Source organism: Thauera phenolivorans, assembly GCF_001696715.1.
Taxonomy (GTDB): Bacteria; Pseudomonadota; Gammaproteobacteria; order Burkholderiales; family Rhodocyclaceae; genus Thauera; species Thauera phenolivorans.
In genome coordinates this window covers 475,430-493,985 of sequence record NZ_MBFM01000001.1, presented here as the reverse complement: position 1 = coordinate 493,985, position 18,556 = coordinate 475,430, and the positions used below count along the sequence as shown (strand labels likewise).

Annotated in this window: 17 protein-coding genes and 1 tRNA gene; 17 read left to right on the top strand and 1 reads right to left on the bottom strand. The window is 68.4% G+C overall.

Going from position 1 to position 18,556, the window contains the following annotated elements; genetic code table 11:
• Positions 1-70 precede the first annotated feature (70 nt).
• The 15 genes from rlmN to BB334_RS02230 all read left to right on the top strand — a co-directional run bounded on the left by rlmN (position 71) and on the right by BB334_RS02230 (position 15,041).
• Positions 71-1,201, top strand: a complete 1,131-nt coding sequence (rlmN, locus tag BB334_RS02300; RefSeq protein WP_068804426.1) for a 23S rRNA (adenine(2503)-C(2))-methyltransferase RlmN — start codon at positions 71-73, stop codon at positions 1,199-1,201.
• Entirely contained in the window at positions 1,198-1,992 is a 795-nt protein-coding gene (pilW, locus tag BB334_RS02295; protein WP_068803902.1) for a type IV pilus biogenesis/stability protein PilW, read from the top strand. Before rlmN ends, pilW begins: the two co-directional genes overlap by 4 nt.
• A gap of 5 nt (positions 1,993-1,997) precedes the next feature.
• On the top strand, positions 1,998-2,918 hold the full coding sequence (locus BB334_RS02290; protein ID WP_088179144.1) for a helix-turn-helix domain-containing protein: 921 nt from the start codon (positions 1,998-2,000) through the stop codon (positions 2,916-2,918).
• Position 2,919: 1 nt separating this feature from the next.
• Positions 2,920-4,167, top strand: coding sequence for a flavodoxin-dependent (E)-4-hydroxy-3-methylbut-2-enyl-diphosphate synthase (gene ispG, locus BB334_RS02285; protein WP_068803898.1), 1,248 nt, complete (start codon positions 2,920-2,922; stop codon positions 4,165-4,167).
• A gap of 32 nt (positions 4,168-4,199) precedes the next feature.
• Positions 4,200-5,513, top strand: coding sequence for a histidine--tRNA ligase (gene hisS / locus BB334_RS02280; protein ID WP_068803895.1), 1,314 nt, complete (start codon positions 4,200-4,202; stop codon positions 5,511-5,513).
• Positions 5,500-6,144: a YfgM family protein gene (locus BB334_RS02275; RefSeq protein WP_068803893.1), complete on the top strand. Its 645-nt coding sequence runs from the start codon at positions 5,500-5,502 to the stop codon at positions 6,142-6,144. Before hisS ends, BB334_RS02275 begins: the two co-directional genes overlap by 14 nt.
• 3 nt (positions 6,145-6,147) lie before the next feature.
• Positions 6,148-7,290, top strand: a complete 1,143-nt coding sequence (gene bamB, locus BB334_RS02270; RefSeq protein ID WP_068803891.1) for an outer membrane protein assembly factor BamB — start codon at positions 6,148-6,150, stop codon at positions 7,288-7,290.
• Between the two features lie 15 nt (positions 7,291-7,305).
• Complete coding sequence (der, locus tag BB334_RS02265; protein WP_068803889.1) at positions 7,306-8,634, top strand: ribosome biogenesis GTPase Der; 1,329 nt, start codon at positions 7,306-7,308, stop codon at positions 8,632-8,634.
• Between the two features lie 113 nt (positions 8,635-8,747).
• Positions 8,748-8,990 carry an RNA chaperone Hfq gene (gene hfq / locus BB334_RS02260; protein ID WP_068803887.1) on the top strand — a complete coding sequence of 81 codons (243 nt, stop codon included), beginning with the start codon at positions 8,748-8,750 and terminating at the stop codon, positions 8,988-8,990.
• 48 nt (positions 8,991-9,038) lie between these two features.
• Positions 9,039-10,184 carry a GTPase HflX gene (gene hflX / locus BB334_RS02255; RefSeq protein ID WP_068803885.1) on the top strand — a complete coding sequence of 382 codons (1,146 nt, stop codon included), beginning with the start codon at positions 9,039-9,041 and terminating at the stop codon, positions 10,182-10,184.
• Positions 10,185-10,198: 14 nt separating this feature from the next.
• Positions 10,199-11,467, top strand: coding sequence for an FtsH protease activity modulator HflK (gene hflK, locus BB334_RS02250; RefSeq protein ID WP_068803883.1), 1,269 nt, complete (start codon positions 10,199-10,201; stop codon positions 11,465-11,467).
• On the top strand, positions 11,467-12,345 hold the full coding sequence (gene hflC, locus BB334_RS02245; protein WP_068803881.1) for a protease modulator HflC: 879 nt from the start codon (positions 11,467-11,469) through the stop codon (positions 12,343-12,345). The genes hflK and hflC overlap by 1 nt, the downstream gene beginning before the upstream one ends.
• 4 nt (positions 12,346-12,349) lie before the next feature.
• Positions 12,350-12,538, top strand: a complete 189-nt coding sequence (locus BB334_RS02240) for a DUF2065 domain-containing protein (protein WP_269798984.1) — start codon at positions 12,350-12,352, stop codon at positions 12,536-12,538.
• A gap of 33 nt (positions 12,539-12,571) precedes the next feature.
• Positions 12,572-13,726: an ATP phosphoribosyltransferase regulatory subunit gene (locus BB334_RS02235; protein WP_068803879.1), complete on the top strand. Its 1,155-nt coding sequence runs from the start codon at positions 12,572-12,574 to the stop codon at positions 13,724-13,726.
• Positions 13,727-13,730: 4 nt separating this feature from the next.
• Positions 13,731-15,041, top strand: a complete 1,311-nt coding sequence (locus BB334_RS02230; RefSeq protein ID WP_068803877.1) for an adenylosuccinate synthase — start codon at positions 13,731-13,733, stop codon at positions 15,039-15,041.
• A 130-nt stretch (positions 15,042-15,171) separates the two neighbouring features.
• Here the strand turns inward: BB334_RS02230 and BB334_RS02225 are convergent.
• Positions 15,172-15,256 (bottom strand) — tRNA-Leu (locus tag BB334_RS02225).
• A 143-nt stretch (positions 15,257-15,399) separates the two neighbouring features.
• On the opposite strand from BB334_RS02225, the gene rnr reads away from it, so the two are divergent.
• Entirely contained in the window at positions 15,400-17,727 is a 2,328-nt protein-coding gene (gene rnr, locus BB334_RS02220) for a ribonuclease R (RefSeq protein ID WP_408646414.1), read from the top strand.
• Entirely contained in the window at positions 17,720-18,475 is a 756-nt protein-coding gene (rlmB, locus tag BB334_RS02215; protein WP_068803875.1) for a 23S rRNA (guanosine(2251)-2'-O)-methyltransferase RlmB, read from the top strand. Before rnr ends, rlmB begins: the two co-directional genes overlap by 8 nt.
• Positions 18,476-18,556 lie beyond the last annotated feature (81 nt).

The window sequence follows — 18,556 nt, the reverse complement described above, 5'->3', positions numbered from 1 at the left end:
GTTTCCACCGCACCGGCGCGGCCGGGCCGTTTACCTTGGAGGGAATGTGGGAAAGGATGAAGTTTCAGGCATGAGCACACCGGTCAATCTGCTCGATTTCGATGTCGACGGCCTCGTCGCCTGGTTCGCCGGGTTGGGCGAGAAGCCGTTCCGCGCCCGCCAGGTGATGCGCTGGATGCATCACGAGGGCTGCGACGACTTCGACGCCATGACCGACGTCGCCAAGTCGCTGCGCGCCCGGCTCAAGGAGATCGCGGTGATCCGTCCGCCGCTGCCGGTGCGCGACTCGATCTCGGCCGACGGCACGCGCAAGTGGCTGCTCGATGTGGGCAACGCCAACGCGGTCGAGACCGTGTTCATCCCTGAAACCAACCGCGGCACCCTGTGCGTGTCCTCGCAGGCCGGCTGTGCGCTCGACTGCGCCTTCTGTTCCACCGGCAAGCAGGGCTTCAACCGCAACCTGTCGGCGGCCGAGATCATCGGTCAGCTGTGGCTGGCAAACAAGCTGTTGGGCGCGGCCCGTGATGCAGCAACGGACCTCGAAGCGGGCGAAAAGGACAACGGCCGCATCATCAGCAACGTAGTGATGATGGGCATGGGCGAGCCGCTCGCGAACTTCGACAACGTCGTCGTCGCGCTGCGCCTGATGCTCGACGACCATGCCTACGGCCTGTCGCGCCGTCGCGTCACCGTGTCGACCTCGGGCATCGTGCCGGCGATGGATCGCCTGCGCGAGGAGTGCCCGGTCGCGCTCGCGGTGTCGCTGCACGCGTCGAACGACGCCCTGCGCGACCGCCTCGTGCCGATCAACCAGAAATACCCGCTGCGTGAATTGATGGCGGCCTGCCAGCGCTACCTCGAGCGCGCGCCGCGCGATTTCGTCACCTTCGAGTATGTGATGCTCGACGGCATCAACGACGGCGACGCACATGCGCGCGAGCTCGTCGCCCTCGTGCGCGACACGCCGTGCAAGTTCAACCTGATCCCTTTCAACCCCTTCCCGAACTCGGGCTTCGAGCGCTCGCCGGCGGAACGCATCCGCCGCTTTGCGGGTATCCTGCTCGAGGCCGGGCTCGTCACCACCACGCGCAAGACGCGGGGCGACGACGTGGATGCCGCCTGCGGTCAGCTCGCCGGCCAGGTGCAAGACAAGACCCGGCGCACGATCCGTCTGAAGCAAGCAATGGAGAACGATCAATGAAGCGCAGGCTGGCGTTAACGCTCGCCCTGGCCGCTGCGCTCGCCGCTGGCTGCGCGGGCGTCCCCACCGCCCCGGGCGGCCCGGTGAGCCGTCCGCTCGCCGATGCGGCGCCCGCCACCGACCAGGAGCGGCGGGCGCGGGTCCATGTCGACCTCGGCATGGCGTATTTCGAGATCGGCCGCAACGATGTCGCGCTCGACGAGGCCGCGATCGCGCTCGCCGAACTGCCTGGCTACGGCCCGGCCCATCATCTGAAGGGCCTGGTCTACATGGTGATCGGCGAACATGCTGCGGCGCAGTCGAACTTCGAGGCGGCGCTTCGGCAGGCGCCGGGCGATCCCGATTTCAACAACAGTTACGGCTGGTTCCTGTGTTCGCAGGGGCGCGAGCAGGACGGGCTCGAGCGGCTCGAGCTCGCGGCGCGCAACCCCTATTACCGCTACCAGGCGCGGCCGCTGACGAACGCCGGCCTGTGCCATGAACGGCTCGGCAATGATGCGGCGGCCGAGGTCCAGTTCCAGCGCGCGCTGCAGGCGGATTCGCGCAACGGCGAGGCGATGTACCGGCTCGCCGCGATCGCGTACCGGCGTGGCGACTACGCCGCGGCACGCGGCCAGCTGGTGCGCCTGCACCAGCAGATCGGCCTGACCGCGGGCTCGGTCTGGCTCGGCGCGCGCACCGAGCGTCGGCTCGGCAACGCCGATGCGCGGGAAAGCTACGAGGCCCAGCTGCGCAGTCGCTTCGCGACCTCGCCGGAATACGAACAGATGATGCAAGGAAGATACGAGTGAGCAGCATGCAGTCCGAATCGAGCGGCGTGCCGGCGGATGGCGGCACGCCGTCCGCGCCCGGCGTCCGGTTGCGCCAGGCGCGCGAGCGTCGTGGTGACAGCATCGCCGAGGTGGCGCGGGCGCTGAAGCTGGCGCCGCGCCAGGTCGACGCGCTCGAGCGCGGGGACTACGACGCGTTGCCGGGGCCGGCCTTCGTGCGCGGGTTCATGCGCAACTACGCACGCTACCTGAACCTCGATCCCGATCCGCTGGTCGCCGACACCTCGGCGGGGCTCGAGCGGCTGCGCGTCGATCTGTCGCCGGTCACGAATGCCGATGGTGACCTGCCTTCCGCAGCGGGCCGGCGGCGCGCGCGCAAGAGCGCCGGCGCGGCGGCGCTGCTCGCCGGCGTGTTGGTCGCGGCCCTGCTGCTTGGCTGGTATTTCGACGGGTTCGAGACCACACCCTCGCTGCCGGTGGTCGCCGAGCCGCAGGCGCAGCAACTCCGGATCCAGCCGCAGGTGATCGAGACGCCGGTGCCGCAGGCGATCATGGCGCCGGCCGCCGAGCCCGCGCCGGTCTCGTCGACGCCTGACGCCGAGATGCCGCCGACCGTCGAAGGCGAGGCGGCGGCGGAAGCGTCCGTGCCCACCGAGGCCGCCGCGCCGGCGCCGGACGCGTCGCCCGCCGCGGCCGAGCCGGCGGAGGCTACCGGTCGCCTGGTGTTCGGCTTCGACACGCAGTCCTGGATCGAAGTGCGCGACGCCTCCGGGCGGATCATCTACGCCGGCACCAACCAGCCGGGTACCACGCGCACCGTGCAGGGGCAGGCGCCGTTCGCACTGGTGGTCGGCAATGCGCGTGCGGTCCGCCTCGAGCATGGTGGAACCCCGGTCGATCTCGTACCCCACATCCGCGGCTCGATTGCCCGCTTGACGGTGAATTGAAATGACGCAAGAGCTTTTTTCCGCGGCGCCGATGCCGCGCCGGCGCTCGCGCCAGGTCGAGGTCGGCGGCGTCCGCGTCGGTTCCGAGGCGCCGGTGGTGGTGCAGTCGATGACCAACACCGACACCGCCGACGTGCTCGGCACCGCGATGCAGGTCGCCGAGCTGGCGCGCGCCGGCTCCGAGCTGGTACGGATCACGGTGAATAACGAGGCGGCGGCGAAGGCCGTGCCCCACATTCGCGACCGCCTCCTCGCGCTCAACCTCGATGTGCCGCTGGTGGGCGACTTTCACTACAACGGCCACACCCTGCTGGCGAACCATCCGGCCTGTGCCGAAGCGCTCGCCAAGCTGCGGATCAACCCGGGCAACGTGGGCGCCGGCAGCAAGCGCGATCCGCAGTTCGCCGCGATCGTCGATATCGCCTGCAAGTACGACAAGCCGGTGCGCATCGGCGTCAACTGGGGCAGCCTCGACCCGTCGGTGCTCGCCCGCATCATGGACGCCAACGCCAAGCTCGCCGAGCCGCGCGATGCCGGTGCGGTGATGCGCGAGGCACTGGTAGTGTCGGCGCTCGAGTCGGCGGCGAAGGCCGAGGAGTACGGCCTGGCGGGCGATCGCATCATCCTGTCGGCCAAGGTCTCCAGCGTGCAGGACCTGATCGCGGTGTATCGCGACATGGCGCGCCGCTGCGACTATCCGCTGCATCTCGGCCTCACCGAGGCTGGCATGGGCAGCAAGGGCATCGTCGCCTCCACCGCGGCGCTCGGCGTGCTGCTGCAGGAGGGCATCGGCGACACGATCCGTATCTCGCTCACCCCCGAGCCGGGCGGCAGCCGCACCCAGGAAGTGGTGGTGGCGCAGGAGATCCTGCAGACCATGGGCCTGCGTGCGTTCACGCCGATGGTCACCGCCTGCCCGGGCTGCGGCCGTACCACCAGCACCTTCTTCCAGGAACTCGCCGACGGCATCCAGCGCTACGTGCGCGAACAGATGCCGGTGTGGCGCGAGCAGTACGACGGCGTCGAGAACATGACGCTGGCGGTGATGGGCTGCGTGGTCAACGGCCCGGGCGAGAGCAAGCACGCCAACATCGGCATCTCGCTGCCGGGCACCGGCGAAACCCCGGCGGCGCCGGTCTATGTCGATGGCGAGAAGACCGTGACCCTGCGTGGCGAGAACATCGCCGCCGAATTCAAGGCGATCGTCGACGACTACATCGCCACCCGATATACGAAGAAGGCCGGCTGAGGCCGGCGCGCGAAAGAGAAAGAAGCGACCGCATGAGTCACACACTGCAGGCCGTACGCGGGATGAACGACATCCTGCCCGACGACGCCGAAACCTGGGAATACTTCGAGGACATCGTGCGCGACTGGCTCGCGAGCTACGGCTACCGGCCGATCCGCACGCCGATCGTCGAGCCGACGCCGCTGTTCAAGCGTGCGATCGGCGAAGTCACCGACATCGTCGAGAAGGAGATGTACTCCTTCGAGGACGCGCTCAACGGCGAGTCGCTCACGCTGCGCCCGGAAGGCACCGCCTCCTGCGTGCGCGCCGCGATCCAGCACAACCTGGTGGCCGCCGGCGGGCCGCAGCGCCTGTACTACTACGGCCCGATGTTCCGCCACGAGCGCCCGCAGAAGGGCCGCTACCGTCAGTTCCACCAGATCGGCGTGGAGGCGCTCGGCTTCGCTGGCCCCGACGCCGACGCCGAGCTGATCATGATGTGCGCCCGGCTTTGGGAGGACCTCGGCCTCGAGGATGTCGCGCTCGAGCTCAATTCGCTCGGCTCGGCCGAGGAGCGAGCGGCGCACCGGGCGGCGCTGATCGCCTACCTCGAGCAGCACCGGGACCAGCTCGACGAGGACGGCAAGCGGCGGCTGCACACCAACCCGCTGCGCATCCTCGACACCAAGAACCCGCTGCTGCAGCCGATCGTGGAGGCGGCGCCGCGCCTGGCCGACTTCCTCGGCGAGGCGTCGCGCGCGCATTTCGAGGGGGTGCAGGTCTTCCTCAAGGATGCGGGCATCCCGTTCCGCATCAACCATCGGCTGGTGCGCGGACTCGACTACTACAATCGCACCGTGTTCGAGTGGGTCACGACCCGGCTCGGGGCACAGGGCACGATCTGCGCCGGCGGCCGCTACGACGGCCTGGTCGAGCAGCTCGGCGGCAAGCCGCAGCCCGCGGCAGGCTTCGCGATGGGCATCGAGCGTCTGCTGCTGCTGTGGCGCGAATGCGGCGGGGAGGCCGAGCGTGCGGCGCCGGATACCTATGTGGTGCACGTGGGCGACGTGGCCCAGCGGCTCGCCTTCCGCGCCGCCGAGGCCTTGCGCGAGCATGGGTTTGCCGCCGTCCTGCACTGCGGCGGTGGCAGCTTCAAGGCGCAGATGAAGAAGGCAGACGCCTCGGGCGCCGCGGTGGCGGTGGTGATCGGCGAGGACGAGGCGCTCGCCGGCGAGGTGGGACTCAAGCCGCTGCGCGGCCCGGGCGGACAGCAGCGCGTCGCGCTCGCCGACCTGCCCGAGGCGATGGCGGTACTGCTTTACAGCGAACAGAACGGCGAACAGGGGACTGACGATGGCGGTTTATGACCTCGAGGAACAGGAACAGATATCCGAGCTCAAGGCCTGGTGGGCACAGAACGGCAAGTGGATCACGACGCTGGCCGTCGTCGCCGCGCTCGTCTCGGTAGGCTGGCAGGGCTGGCAGTGGTACCAGAACCGCCAGGCGACTGAGGCCGGCGCGCTTTATTACGCGGTGCAGCAGGCCGCCGAAGCCGACGATCCGAAGAAGGTGCGAGAGGCTGCAGGTGCGCTGATCGGGCAACATGGCGGCAGCGTGTACGCCCAGCTCGCCGCGCTGACCTCGGCCGGCGTGCAGTTCGAGGCGGGTGAGCTGGACAATGCCCGCTCCCAGCTCGAATGGGCCGCCGAGCAGGGCAGGGATCCCGCGCTCGCGGATCTCGCCCGCCTGCGCCTCGCGGCGGTGCTGCTGCAGCAGGGCGCCCATGACGATGCGCTGGCCCGCCTGCAGGGCGCGAAGGTGGAGGGCAACCAGCCGCGCTTCGACGACCTGCGCGGCGACGTGCTCGCCGCCCAGGGCAAGCCGGCCGAGGCGCGTGCGGCCTACCAGGCGGCGGTGGACGCCCTCGCGAGCGGCGGCGAGCAGGCGGTCATGCTGCGCGAAGTGATCCGCGTGAAACTCGAATCCCTGGAATCCTGAGCGATGAAGCTGTCTTCCCTGCGTGTGCTTCCCGTGGCCGCCGTGTTTGCGCTGCTGACCGGTTGTTCCTCGCTGAACCCCTTTGCCAGCAGCGGCAACGAGCCTGCGCCGCTGGCTGAATTCCGTCCGAGCGCCGAGCTGGTTGAGCTGTGGCGCGCCGATCTCGGCAAGGCCGGCAGCTACGTCTTCAAGCCGGCGGTGGCGGGCGACGCCGTCTATGCGGCCGCGCGCGACGGCGAGGTCGCCCGCTTCGAGTCGGGCGGCGCGGTGTGGCGGGCCGACGCCGACATCCCGCTGTCCGCGGGCGTCGGCACCGACGGCCGCCTCGCGGTGGTGGTCGCCACCGACGGCACGGTCATCGCCTATGACGCCCGCGAGGGCGGCGAACGCTGGCGCAGCCCGATCGGTGCCGAGGTGCTGGCGGCGCCGGCGGTCAGCGGCGACATCGTCGTCGTGCGCGCGTCCGATCAGCGGCTGATCGCGCTGTCGGCCGCCGACGGCAGCCGGCGCTGGGTCTACCAGCGCGCCAACCCGCCGCTCGCGCTGCGCAGCTTCGCCGGCGTCGTGCTCGAGGGGGGGGTGGCGCTCGCCGGCTTCCCCGGCGGCAAGCTGGTCGCGCTGAGCCTCGAGAACGGCGGCGCCCTGTGGGAACTGACGGTGTCGCTGCCGCGCGGCGCGACCGAACTCGAGCGCGTGGCCGACGTCGCCGGCACCCCGGTGGTGAGCCGGCGTGAGGTGTGCGCGGTGACCTACCAGGGGCGCGCCGCCTGTTTCGATGCGAGTAACGGCAATGCGCTGTGGGCGCGCGAGCTCTCGAGCAGCGTCGGCCTCGACCGCGATGCGCGCTACGTCGTCGTCACCGACGACCGCGACGCGGTGCAGGCGCTCGACGCCTACAGCGGCGCGAGCGTGTGGAAGCAGGACGCGATGGCGCGGCGCGGTGTCTCGCGGCCGCTGATCGTCGACGACTACGTGGTGGTCGCCGACGCCGAAGGCTACGTCCATCTGCTCGAACGCGAGTCGGGGGCCTTCGCCGCGCGCGCGCGCGCCGACGACAGCGCCATCGTCGCCGACCCCCAGGCCTACGGACGGGGTTTCGTCGTCCAGTCGCGCGACGGCGAAATCGTCGCCTATGAAGCCCGCTGAGCCGGATACGACAACGTGATACCCACCATCGTCCTGGTCGGCCGCCCCAACGTGGGCAAGTCGACCCTGTTCAACCGTCTTACCCGCACGCGCGACGCGCTCGTGGCCGACCAGCCGGGCCTGACCCGCGATCGCCACTACGGCATCGGCCGCGGCGGCGACCGCGACTACCTGGTGGTCGACACCGCCGGCTTCGATCCCGTCGCCAAGGACGGGATCATGCACGAGATGGCCCGCCAGGCGGAGCAGGCGATCGCCGAGGCCGACATCCTGCTGTTCCTGGTCGATGGTCGCGCCGGGCGCACCCCGCACGACGAGCAGATCGCCGCCCGCCTGCGGCGCGCCGGCCGACCGGTGCTGCTGGTCGTCAACAAGGCCGAGGGCCTCGATCGGGCGATGGTCGCCGCGGATTTCCACGCCCTCGGGCTCGGCGATCCGCTCGCGGTGTCGGCAGCGCATGGCGACGGCGTCCGGCAGGTGCTCGAACTCGCGCTCGCGTCGTTCCCGGTCGCCGATGAGAACGAAGACCGCAGCGACGAAGGACCGCGGGTGGCGATCGTCGGTCGTCCCAACGTCGGCAAGTCGACCCTGGTCAACACCCTGCTCGGTGAGGAGCGGGTGATCGCCTTCGACCTGCCGGGCACCACCCGCGATGCGATCGCCATCCCCTTCGAGCGTGGCGGCAAGCGATATACCCTGATCGACACCGCCGGTCTGCGCCGGCGCGGCAAGGTCTTCGAGGCGGTCGAGAAGTTCTCGGTGATCAAGACCCTGCAGGCGGTCGAGCAGGCCAACGTGGTCGTCCTCGTGCTCGATGCGGCGCAGGACATCTCCGATCAGGACGCCCACATCGCCGGCTTCGTGCTCGAGACCGGGCGTGCGCTGGTGGTGGCGATCAACAAGTGGGACGCGGTGGACGACTACCGCCGCGAGCGCGTGCGTCTCGACATCGACCGCAAGCTCGCCTTCCTTTCCTTCGCCCGCTTCCTCCCGGTGTCCGCGCTCAAGGCGGAGGGCATCCCGGCGCTGCTGAAGTCGGTCGACGCCGCTTACGCTGCAGCCACCGCCAATCTCTCGACACCGCAGCTGACGCGGGCGATGCAGGCGGCGGTTGCGCGCCAGGCGCCGCCGCGCACCGCGGCGTCGCGGCCGAAGCTGCGCTACGCCCATCAGGGGGGGATGAATCCGCCGATCATCGTCATCCATGGGACGGCGCTGGATGACGTCCCGAAATCCTATACACGGTACCTCGAACGTTGCTTCATGGAGGCGTTCAAACTGCAGGGCACGCCGCTGCGGATCCAGTACCGTTCATCGCACAATCCCTTCGCGCCGCGCAGCTGAGCAGGGCGCCGAAGGCCGGGTTCCACACCGAGGTTTCGGCTTACACTGTCATGTGGCGGTGCAGCAAGAAATCTTTTACATTCCCATAATCAGAAGATCACGAGGTTTCACAAATGAGCAACAAAGGGCAACTTCTACAAGACCCGTTCCTGAACACGCTGCGCCGCGAGCACATCCCGGTCTCGATCTACCTGGTCAATGGCATCAAGCTGCAGGGCCAGGTCGAATCCTTCGACCAGTACGTGGTGCTGCTGAAGAACACCGTGACCCAGATGGTCTACAAGCACGCGATCTCCACTGTCGTTCCCGCGCGGCCGGTCGTGCTGCAGCAGAACCCCGGCGAGGACAACAACTGATAGTCGCCGCCAGCGGCTGCCGGCCGTCTCCGGCGCAGGGGCGCGACGATGTTTGAGCGCCCGTCATCGGGTCAGCGCGCGGTGCTCGTCCAGCTCGATCTCGGCCAGGGGGCGATCGACGAGCGCCTGTCGGAACTCAAGCTGCTGGTCACCAGCGCCGGGGCGAGCGTGGAGGCGGTGGTCCAGGGCCGTCGACCCGCGCCCGACCCGGCGCTGTTCGCCGGGCGCGGCAAGGTGCAGGAGATCGCCGAGACGCTGCGTGCCCATGAAGGCGACATCGTGATCTTCAATCACGTGCTGTCGCCGGGGCAGCAGCGCAACCTCGAGCGCGAGCTGCAGTGCATGGTCATCGACCGCACCGCACTGATCCTCGACATCTTCGCCCAGCGTGCGCGCAGCCACGAGGGCAAGCTGCAGGTCGAGCTGGCCCAGCTCGAGCACCTCTCGACGCGGCTGGTGCGGGGCTGGACCCACTTGGAGCGGCAGAAGGGCGGCATCGGCCTGCGCGGGCCGGGCGAGAAGCAGCTCGAGACCGACCGCCGGCTGCTCGGCAATCGCGTCAAGCTGCTCAAGCTCCAGCTCGTGCGGCTGGAAAAGCAGCGCAAGGTCAGGCGCAGGGCAAGGGAACGCCGCTCGGTCCTGTCTGTCTCTCTTGTCGGTTACACCAACGCGGGCAAGTCGACGCTGTTCAACGCGCTGACCAAGGCGGGGGCATATGCGGCAGACCAGCTCTTCGCCACGCTCGACACCACCTCGCGCCGCCTCTACGTCGATGGCGAGAACGTGGTGCTGTCGGACACGGTCGGCTTCATCCGCGACCTGCCGCATGCGCTGGTCGCGGCCTTCCGCGCCACCCTCGAAGAGACGGCGCAGGCCGATGTCCTGCTCCATGTGGTCGATTCGGCGAGCGAGGATCGCGACGCCCAGATCGCTTCGGTGAACGAGGTGCTGGCGGAGATCGGTGCCGGCGACGTCGAGCAGATCCTGGTGTGGAACAAGATCGACCTCACCCATGCCGCGCCGGCGGTCGAGCGGGGTGACTGTGCTAGAATCAGGCGCGTTTTTTTGAGTGCCAGAACGGGCGAAGGTCTTGACCTGCTGCGCGAAGTTCTGGCCGAAGCGGCGCGCCAGATGCGTACCAACGATGCCGGACGGATGGATGGTCCGGTCGACGAGCTTCCAATTCAAACGTGATAACAGGCTTACTCATGTCACTTAACGACCCACGCTGGGGCAGCCAGGGCGGCAACGATGGCGATCGCGGCGACGGCAGGCGCGGCGACGACAATCGCGGCGGCAATCAGGGGCCGCCCGACCTCGAGGAAGTCTGGCGCGATTTCAATCAGCGCCTTTCCGGCCTGTTCGGCGCCAAGCGCAAGCGAGGCGGCGGCTCCGGCGATGGCGGCGGATCCGGTCCGCGCATGCCCGATTTTTCGCCGCGCCAGTTCGGTGGCGGGCTCGGTGCCCTTGCCGCGCTGGTCGGCGTCGTATGGCTGGCGAGCGGCTTCTACACCGTCGATGCGAACGAGCGGGGCGTCGTGCTGCGGCTCGGCAAGTACGTTCAAACCACCGATCCCGGCCTGCGCTGGCGCCTTCCCTACCCGTTCGAGACGCACGAGATCGTCGACCTGACCGGCGTGCGCACGGTCGAGATCGGCTACCGCGGCAGCGAACGCAACAGGGTGATGCGCGAGTCGCTGATGCTGACCGACGACGAGAACATCATCAGCATCCAGTTCGCGGTGCAATACGTGCTGAGCAGTCCCGAGAACTACGTGTTCAACAACCGCTTCCCGGACGAATCCGTCGGGCAGGCCGCCGAAACGGCGATGCGCGAGATCGTCGGCAAGAGCCCGATGGACTTCGTGCTGTACGAAGGCCGCGAAGAGATCGCCGCGACCGCGCACGAGCTGATGCAGCGCATCCTCGACCGTTACGAGACCGGCATCATGATCAGCCGCGTCACGATGCAGAACGCGCAGCCGCCCGAGCAGGTGCAGGCCGCGTTCGACGACGCGGTGAAGGCCGGACAGGACCAGGAGCGGCAGAAGAACGAGGGCGAGGCCTACGCCAACGACGTGATTCCGCGGGCGCGCGGTACCGCTTCGCGTCTGATCGAGGAGGGCAACGCCTATCGCGAGCGGGTCGTCGCCAACGCCGAGGGTGAAGCCAGCCGTTTCAGTCAGATCCTTGCCGAGTACAGTCGTGCGCCCGATGTCACGCGTGAACGGATGTATCTCGAGACCATGCAGGAAGTCATGTCCAACGCATCGAAGGTGATGGTCGACGCGAAAGGCAGCGGAAACCTGCTGATGCTGCCGCTCGACAAATTGATCCAGCAGTCCGCGGGCGCGCCGCGCACCGCGGCGGCCGAGCCGATGGCGGAGCCGGCGACGCCGCAGAGCGACCCGGCGGCGGGCGGTTTCGATCCGCGCGACCGCGAACTGATGCGCAACCGTGAAAGAGGAGAACGCTGATGCGCGACAAGATGTCCCTCCTCGGCGGCGCCCTGCTGCTGGCGATCGTGATCGCCTCGATGTCCTTGTTTACAGTTGACCAGCGCCAGTACGCGGTTGTGTTCCAGCTCGGCGAGGTCAAGGAAGTGATCGACGAGCCCGGCCTCAAGTTCAAGCTGCCGCTGATCCAGAACGTGCGCTTCTTCGAGCGGCGCATCCTGACCCTGGATACGCCCGATCCCGAGCGCTTCATCACCTCGGAGAAGATGAACCTGCTGGTGGACCATTTCGTGAAGTGGCGGATCATCGATCCGCGCCTTTACTACGAATCGGTCGCCGGCGACGAGGCGCGCGCGCGCACCCGCCTGACGCAGACGGTCAATGCCGGCCTGCGCGAGGAGTTCGGTCGGCGCACGATGCACGAGGTGGTTTCCGGCGCGCGCGAGGCGATCATGGACTCGATGCGCGAGAAGGCCGACCGCGACGCGCGCCGGATCGGCGTGCAGATCGTCGACGTCCGGCTGAAGCGGGTCGAGCTGTTGCCCGAGGTGTCCGAGTCGGTCTATCGCCGCATGGAGGCCGAGCGCAAGCGGGTCGCCAACGAGTTGCGCTCGGAGGGTGCGGCCGCGGCCGAGAAGATCCGTGCCGACGCCGACCGCCAGCGCGAGATCATCATCGCCGAGGCCTATCGGGCGGCGCAGGAGGCGAAGGGCGAGGGTGACGCCAAGGCGATCGCGATCTACGCTGACGCCTTCGGTAGGAACGCCGATTTCTATTCCTTCTACCGCAGCCTCGAGGCCTACCGTGCCAGTTTCGCCGGCAAGGACGACATGCTGGTGGTCGATCCGAGCTCGGACTTCTTCAAGTTCATGAAGGACTCCGGCGGCGCGAGGAACTGAGCTCTTGAGCGGGTCCTCGCTGCTGACCGCCTTCGCGCTCATGCTGGTGCTCGAAGGCATCCTTCCCTTCGTCGCGCCAGCCGCCTGGCGCGACGCTTTTTTGCGTCTGGCCACCATGGCTGACGGGCAGATCCGTTTCATCGGCCTGAGCTCGATGCTGGTGGGCGTGGTCCTGCTCGTCCTTTTTCACTGAGTTCCTAAGAACTGCTTTTCGGCTGAACATTCCATGCGCTGGGTATTGCCCGACCACATCGAGGACGCCTTGCCGTCCGAGGCCGCCCGAATCGAAGCGCTTCGGCGGCGACTGCTGGACACCTTCCGTTCCTGCGGCTATCAGCTCGTGATCCCGCCGATGCTGGAGTACCTGGATTCGCTCACGACCGGCGCAGGCCGCGACCTGGAGCTGCGCACCTTCAAGCTGGTCGACCAGCTTTCCGGGCGCAGCATGGGGGTTCGCGCCGACATGACGCCGCAGGTCACCCGTATCGATGCCCACCTGCTCAACCGCCAGGGCGTCTCGCGCCTGTGCTACTGCGGCAGCGTGCTTCACACCCTGCCGTCCAGCCTCACCGCGACCCGCGAGCCGCTGCAGATCGGCGCCGAACTCTACGGCCACGCCGGCATCGAGGCCGAGCTCGAGATCCTGCGCCTGCTCGCCGAGGTGCTGCGCCTCGGCGAAGTGCCGGCGGTCCGCATCGACATCGGCCATCTCGGCATCTTCCATTCGCTCGCGGACCAGTCGGGGCTGGCGCCCGAGCACCGCGAGGAGCTGTTCGACCTGCTGCACCGTAAGGACGTGCCCGGTCTCGAGCTGCTGGTCGCCGATGTGGCCGAACCCGCGCGCAGCGCGCTGCTGGCGCTTCCCGCCCTGTACGGCGGTCCCGAGGTGCTCGTCGAAGCAGCCGCGCGCCTGCCGGGCGTACCGGAGATTCGTGCCGCGCTCGACGAACTCGAGTTGCTCGCCCGTAGCCTGCGGGAATTGCCGATCAGTTTCGACCTTGCCGACCTGCGGGGCTACCATTACCACTGCGGGGTGGTTTTCGCCGCTTACGGGGCGGGTTCGCCCGCGGCGGTGGCGCTCGGCGGTCGTTACGATCGCGTAGGCGAGGCCTTCGGTCGCGCCCGCCCGGCGATCGGCTTCAGCCTGGACCTTCGCGAGTTGGTCTCGCACCAGGCCGGGCAAGCGGCCGGCGGCGGCATCCTGACTCCCTTCGAGGGCGATGCGGCGCTCGCGCAGCGAGTCGCAGCGCTGCGCGCCGAGGGTGAGGTGGTGGTCGCGGCATTGCCGGGCCACGAAGGAACATGGAACGAGGCGGGCTGCGACAGGCAGCTCGTGCTGCGGGACGGCCGATGGACGGTCGAACCGTTAAAGGGAGAGTGATTAGATGGCGAAGAACGTCGTGGTCGTCGGCACCCAGTGGGGCGACGAGGGCAAGGGCAAGATCGTTGACTGGCTGACCGATCATGCGCGCGGAGTGGTGCGATTCCAGGGTGGCCACAACGCCGGCCACACCCTGGTCATCGGCCAGACCGAATACAAGCTCAACCTGGTGCCGTCGGGCATCGTGCGCGAGGGCGTGGCCTGCTTCATCGGCAACGGCGTGGTGCTCGACGCCCATCATCTGCTGAGCGAGATCCGCACACTCGAGGAGGGCGGCATCAAGGTGCGCGACCGCCTGCACATCAGCCCGGGCTGCCCGCTGATCCTCGGCTACCACGTCGCCCTCGACCGCGCCCGCGAGGCAGCGAAGTCGGCCGGCGACAAGATCGGCACCACCGGCAAGGGCATCGGGCCGACCTACGAGGACAAGATCGCCCGACGCGCGCTGCGGGTCTATGACCTGCTTGACCGCGAGCGCTTCGCCGACAAGCTGAAGGCGAACCTCGAGTACCACAACTTCGTCCTGACGCAGCACTTCGGCGCCGAGCCGGTCGACTTCCAGGCGATGTTCGACCAGGCGATGGCGGACGCCGACGAGTTGTTGCCGATGGTGGCCGACGTCTCCGCCGAGCTCTATGCGATCAACAAGTCGGGCGGCTCGCTGCTGTTCGAGGGCGCCCAGGGCACGCTGCTCGACATCGACCACGGCACCTATCCCTTCGTCACCTCGAGCAACTGCGTGGCGGGACAGGCGGCGGCGGGCTCGGGCGTCGGCCCGGGTCGGCTCCACTATGTGCTCGGCATCACCAAGGCCTACTGCACGCGCGTCGGCGGCGGCCCCTTCCCGACCGAGCTCGACATCGAGACCGCCGGCACGCCGGGCGAGCAGATGTCGACCAAGGGCCGTGAGTTCGGCACCGTCACCGGGCGCAAGCGCCGCTGCGGCTGGCTCGACCTCGCCGCGCTGAAGCGCTCGATCATCATCAACGGCGTCACCGGCCTGTGCATCACCAAGCTCGACGTGCTCGACGGCCTCGAGGAGCTGAAGCTGTGCACCGGTTACATGCTCGGCGACAAGCGGGTCGATCTGCTGCCGATGGGCGCCGAGGACGTGGCCGACTGCGATCCGATCTACGAGACCATGGCCGGCTGGCGCGGCACCACCTTCGGTGCGCAAAGCTGGGAGGCGCTGCCGCAGGAGGCGAGGGCCTACCTGCACCGGATCGAGGAGATCTGCGAGATTCCGATCGACGTGATCTCGACCGGTCCGGAACGCGATGAGACCATTCTCCGTCGCCATCCCTTTGGTGCCTGAAGCCCATGTCGTCGGGGCCGCCCTCCGGGGCGGCCTCGCCGCTTACGCGGCGTGCCGCGTCGAGGGGGGCACTGGGCGGTTCGGGGTGAACGACAAAAAGGCCGACACAAGGTCGGCCTTTGCTTGAAACTGGTGCCCAGAAGAGGACTCGAACCTCCACGCCTCGCGGCACTAGTACCTGAAACTAGCGCGTCTACCAATTCCGCCATCTGGGCAGCAGCCGCGCATTATAAGCTCAAGAAGAAGATTGTCAATGACTAGAAGAAGCAGAAATCCCGGCAAGGCTGCCGCCAGCAAGCCCGCCGAAACGGCGCCATCCAACCGGCGGTCCGCGGCGCCGACCGCGCAGCAGCCGGCCGTGGAAAAGGCCGCGGGCAAGAAGGGCGAGGCGGGCAAGAAGCGCAAGCCAGGCCCCGCGCCGAGCGCGATCCGTCTCGCAGATCCCTTCCACGCGCGTGAGGCGCTCGAGTACGAGAATCCGCTGCCGAGCCGCGAGTACATCCTGCAGATCCTCGCCGAGCGCGGGGTGCCGGTGCCGTTCTCGACCCTGATCGAGGCGCTCGACATCCACCCGCACGAGATCGACTACTTCGATCGCCGCCTGCGGGCGATGGAGCGCGACGGCCAGATCTACCGCAACCGCGCCAATGCCTACCTGCTGCCCGCCAAGGCCGACCTGATCAAGGGCAGGGTGGAGGGGCATCCCGACGGCTTCGGCTTCGTGCGCCGCGATGACCGCGAGCCCGACATCTTCCTCGGTCCGAAGGAGATGCGCGAGGTGCTGCACGGCGACCGCGTGATCGTGCGCATCTCCGGCACCGACCGCCGCGGCCGCCCGGAAGGCAAGCTGGTCGAAGTGCTCGAGCGCGCCAACGAACGGGTCGTCGGCCGCGTGCGCAACGAGCATGGCGTGCTGATCGTGGTGCCCGAGAACCGCCGTCTGGCGCAGGACATCCTCGTCGCGCCGGGCGGCAAGCGACCGCAGCCGGGCCAGGTCGTCACCGTCGAGCTCATCGAGCAGCCCACCAAGTACGCCCAGCCGATCGGTCGCATCGTCGAAGTGCTCGGCAACTATGCCGATCCCGGCATGGAGATCGAGATCGCGCTGCGCAAGCACGACCTGCCGTTCGAGTTCTCCCCCGAGGCGAAGACCGAGACGCGCAAGCTGCCGCCGAAGGTGCGCAAGAAGGACTGGGCCGGCCGCGAGGACCTCACCGCGCTGCCGCTGGTGACGATCGACGGCGAGACCGCGAAGGACTTCGACGACGCGGTGTATTGCGAGCGCCAGGGCCGCGGCTTCCGCCTCATCGTCGCGATCGCCGACGTGTCGCACTACGTCGCCGCCGGCGGTGCGCTCGACGGCGATGCCTTCGATCGCGGCAACTCGGTGTACTTCCCGCGCCGGGTGATCCCGATGCTGCCGGAGAAACTGTCGAACGGGCTGTGCTCGCTCAATCCCGAGGTCGAGCGCCTGGCGATGGTCGCCGACATGAGCATCTCGACGACCGGCGCGATTAAGGCCTATCGCTTCTATCCGGCGGTGATCTGGTCGCACGCCCGGCTGACCTACACCCAGGTCGCCGCCGCGCTCTACGACAAGGACGCGGCGGTGCGCGCCGAACTCGCCGCGGTGCTGCCCCACCTCGAGAATCTGGACAAGGTCTTCCGCGTGCTGCTGAAGGCGCGCGCCAAGCGTGGTGCGATCGACTTCGAGACCACCGAGACGCGCATGATCTTCGACGACCAGGGCAAGATCGAGCGCATCGTGCCCGAGGTGCGCAACGACGCCCACCGCCTGATCGAGGAATGCATGCTGGCCGCCAACGTGTGCGCCTCCGACTTCCTCGCCAGCCGCGAGCATCCCGCGCTGTACCGCATCCACGACACGCCGGCCGAGGAGAAGCTCGCCAAGCTGCGCGACTTCCTCAGCGAATTCGGTCTGCAGCTCGGCGGCGGCGACGAGCCTCGCGCGCTCGACTATGCCAAGCTGCTCGACCAGGTCAAGGATCGGCCCGACGCTCAGCTGCTGCAGACGGTGATGCTGCGCTCGCTCAAGCAGGCGATGTACAGCCCCGACAACGTCGGCCATTTCGGCCTCGCCTACGAGTCCTACACGCACTTCACCTCGCCCATCCGGCGCTATCCCGATCTCCTGATCCACCGCGGCATCAAAGCGGCGCTCGGCGGCGAACAGTACCGCCCCGGCGACTGGGAGGAGATCGGCCTGCACTGCTCGATGACCGAGCGCCGCGCCGACGACGCCACCCGGGACGTGGTCGCCTGGCTCAAGTGCTACTTCATGCAGGATCGCGTCGGCGAGGAGTTCACCGGCGTGGTGTCGTCGGTCGTGCCCTTTGGGCTGTTCATCGCGCTCGACGACATCTTCATCGAGGGCCTGCTGCACATCTCCGATCTCGGCACCGACTACTTCAAGCACGACGAGACCCGTCACGCCCTGCTCGGCGAGCGCACCGGCAAGCAGTTCCGCCTCTCCGACCGGGTGCGCGTGCAACTCGTGCGGGTGGATCTCGAGACCAACAAGATCGACTTCCGTCTCGTCGAGGGTCCGTTGCCGCGCGCAGGCGCGACGTCCGAAGCGAAACCGGTAGAATCGCCCGCCTCCGGGCCGGCCGCAGGCGTCGCCCGCAAACGCAAATCTTCCGCAAAGGGCTCCAGCCGTGGCTAAACCTGCCGAAACCTCGCCTTCCTCCCGCCTGATCTACGGCTTCCATGCGGTCTCCGCCAAGCTGCGGCAGTCGCCCGAAGCGGTCTTCGAGATCTACCTGTCGGCCGACCGCAAGGACGTGCGGGCAAAGAAGTTCGTCGCCCTCGCCGAGGCCGCAGGCATACGCATGATTCCGAGCGAAGGCGAGCGCCTCGACGCCATGGTCGGCACCCGCCGCCACCAGGGGGTGGTCGCCAAGATCGACGCCACCCGGCGCGAGCTCAAGCTCGCCGACGTGCTCGACAGCCTGGACGAGAAGGCGCTGATCCTGGTGCTCGACGGCGTGCAGGATCCGCACAACCTCGGCGCCTGTCTGCGCGTGGCCGACGCCGCAGGCGCGCACGCGGTGATCGCCCCCAAGGACCGCGCGGTCGGCCTCAACGCCACCGCGGTGAAGGTCGCCAGCGGCGCGGCCGACACCGTGCCCTACATCACCGTCACCAACCTCGCGCGCGCGCTGCGCGAGCTGAAGGAGGCCGGGGTGTGGGTGATCGGCGCGACGGGCGAGGCGGAGAAATCGATCTACGAAGTCGACCAGAAGGTGCCGGTGGCGTGGGTGCTCGGCGCCGAGGGCGCCGGCCTGCGCCGGCTGACCCGCGACACCTGCGACGAACTCGCGCAGATCCCGATGCACGGCAGCGTGGAGAGCCTCAACGTCTCGGTGGCGAGCGGCATCTGCCTGTTCGAGGCGCGCCGCCAGCGCGGCTGAGAACGCGCCGCCGCTTGACGGTGTGAATCTTGCTTCGAAAGGAATCGCTTCGCGTCGTCCGGCGTGGAGCGATTCTTTCTT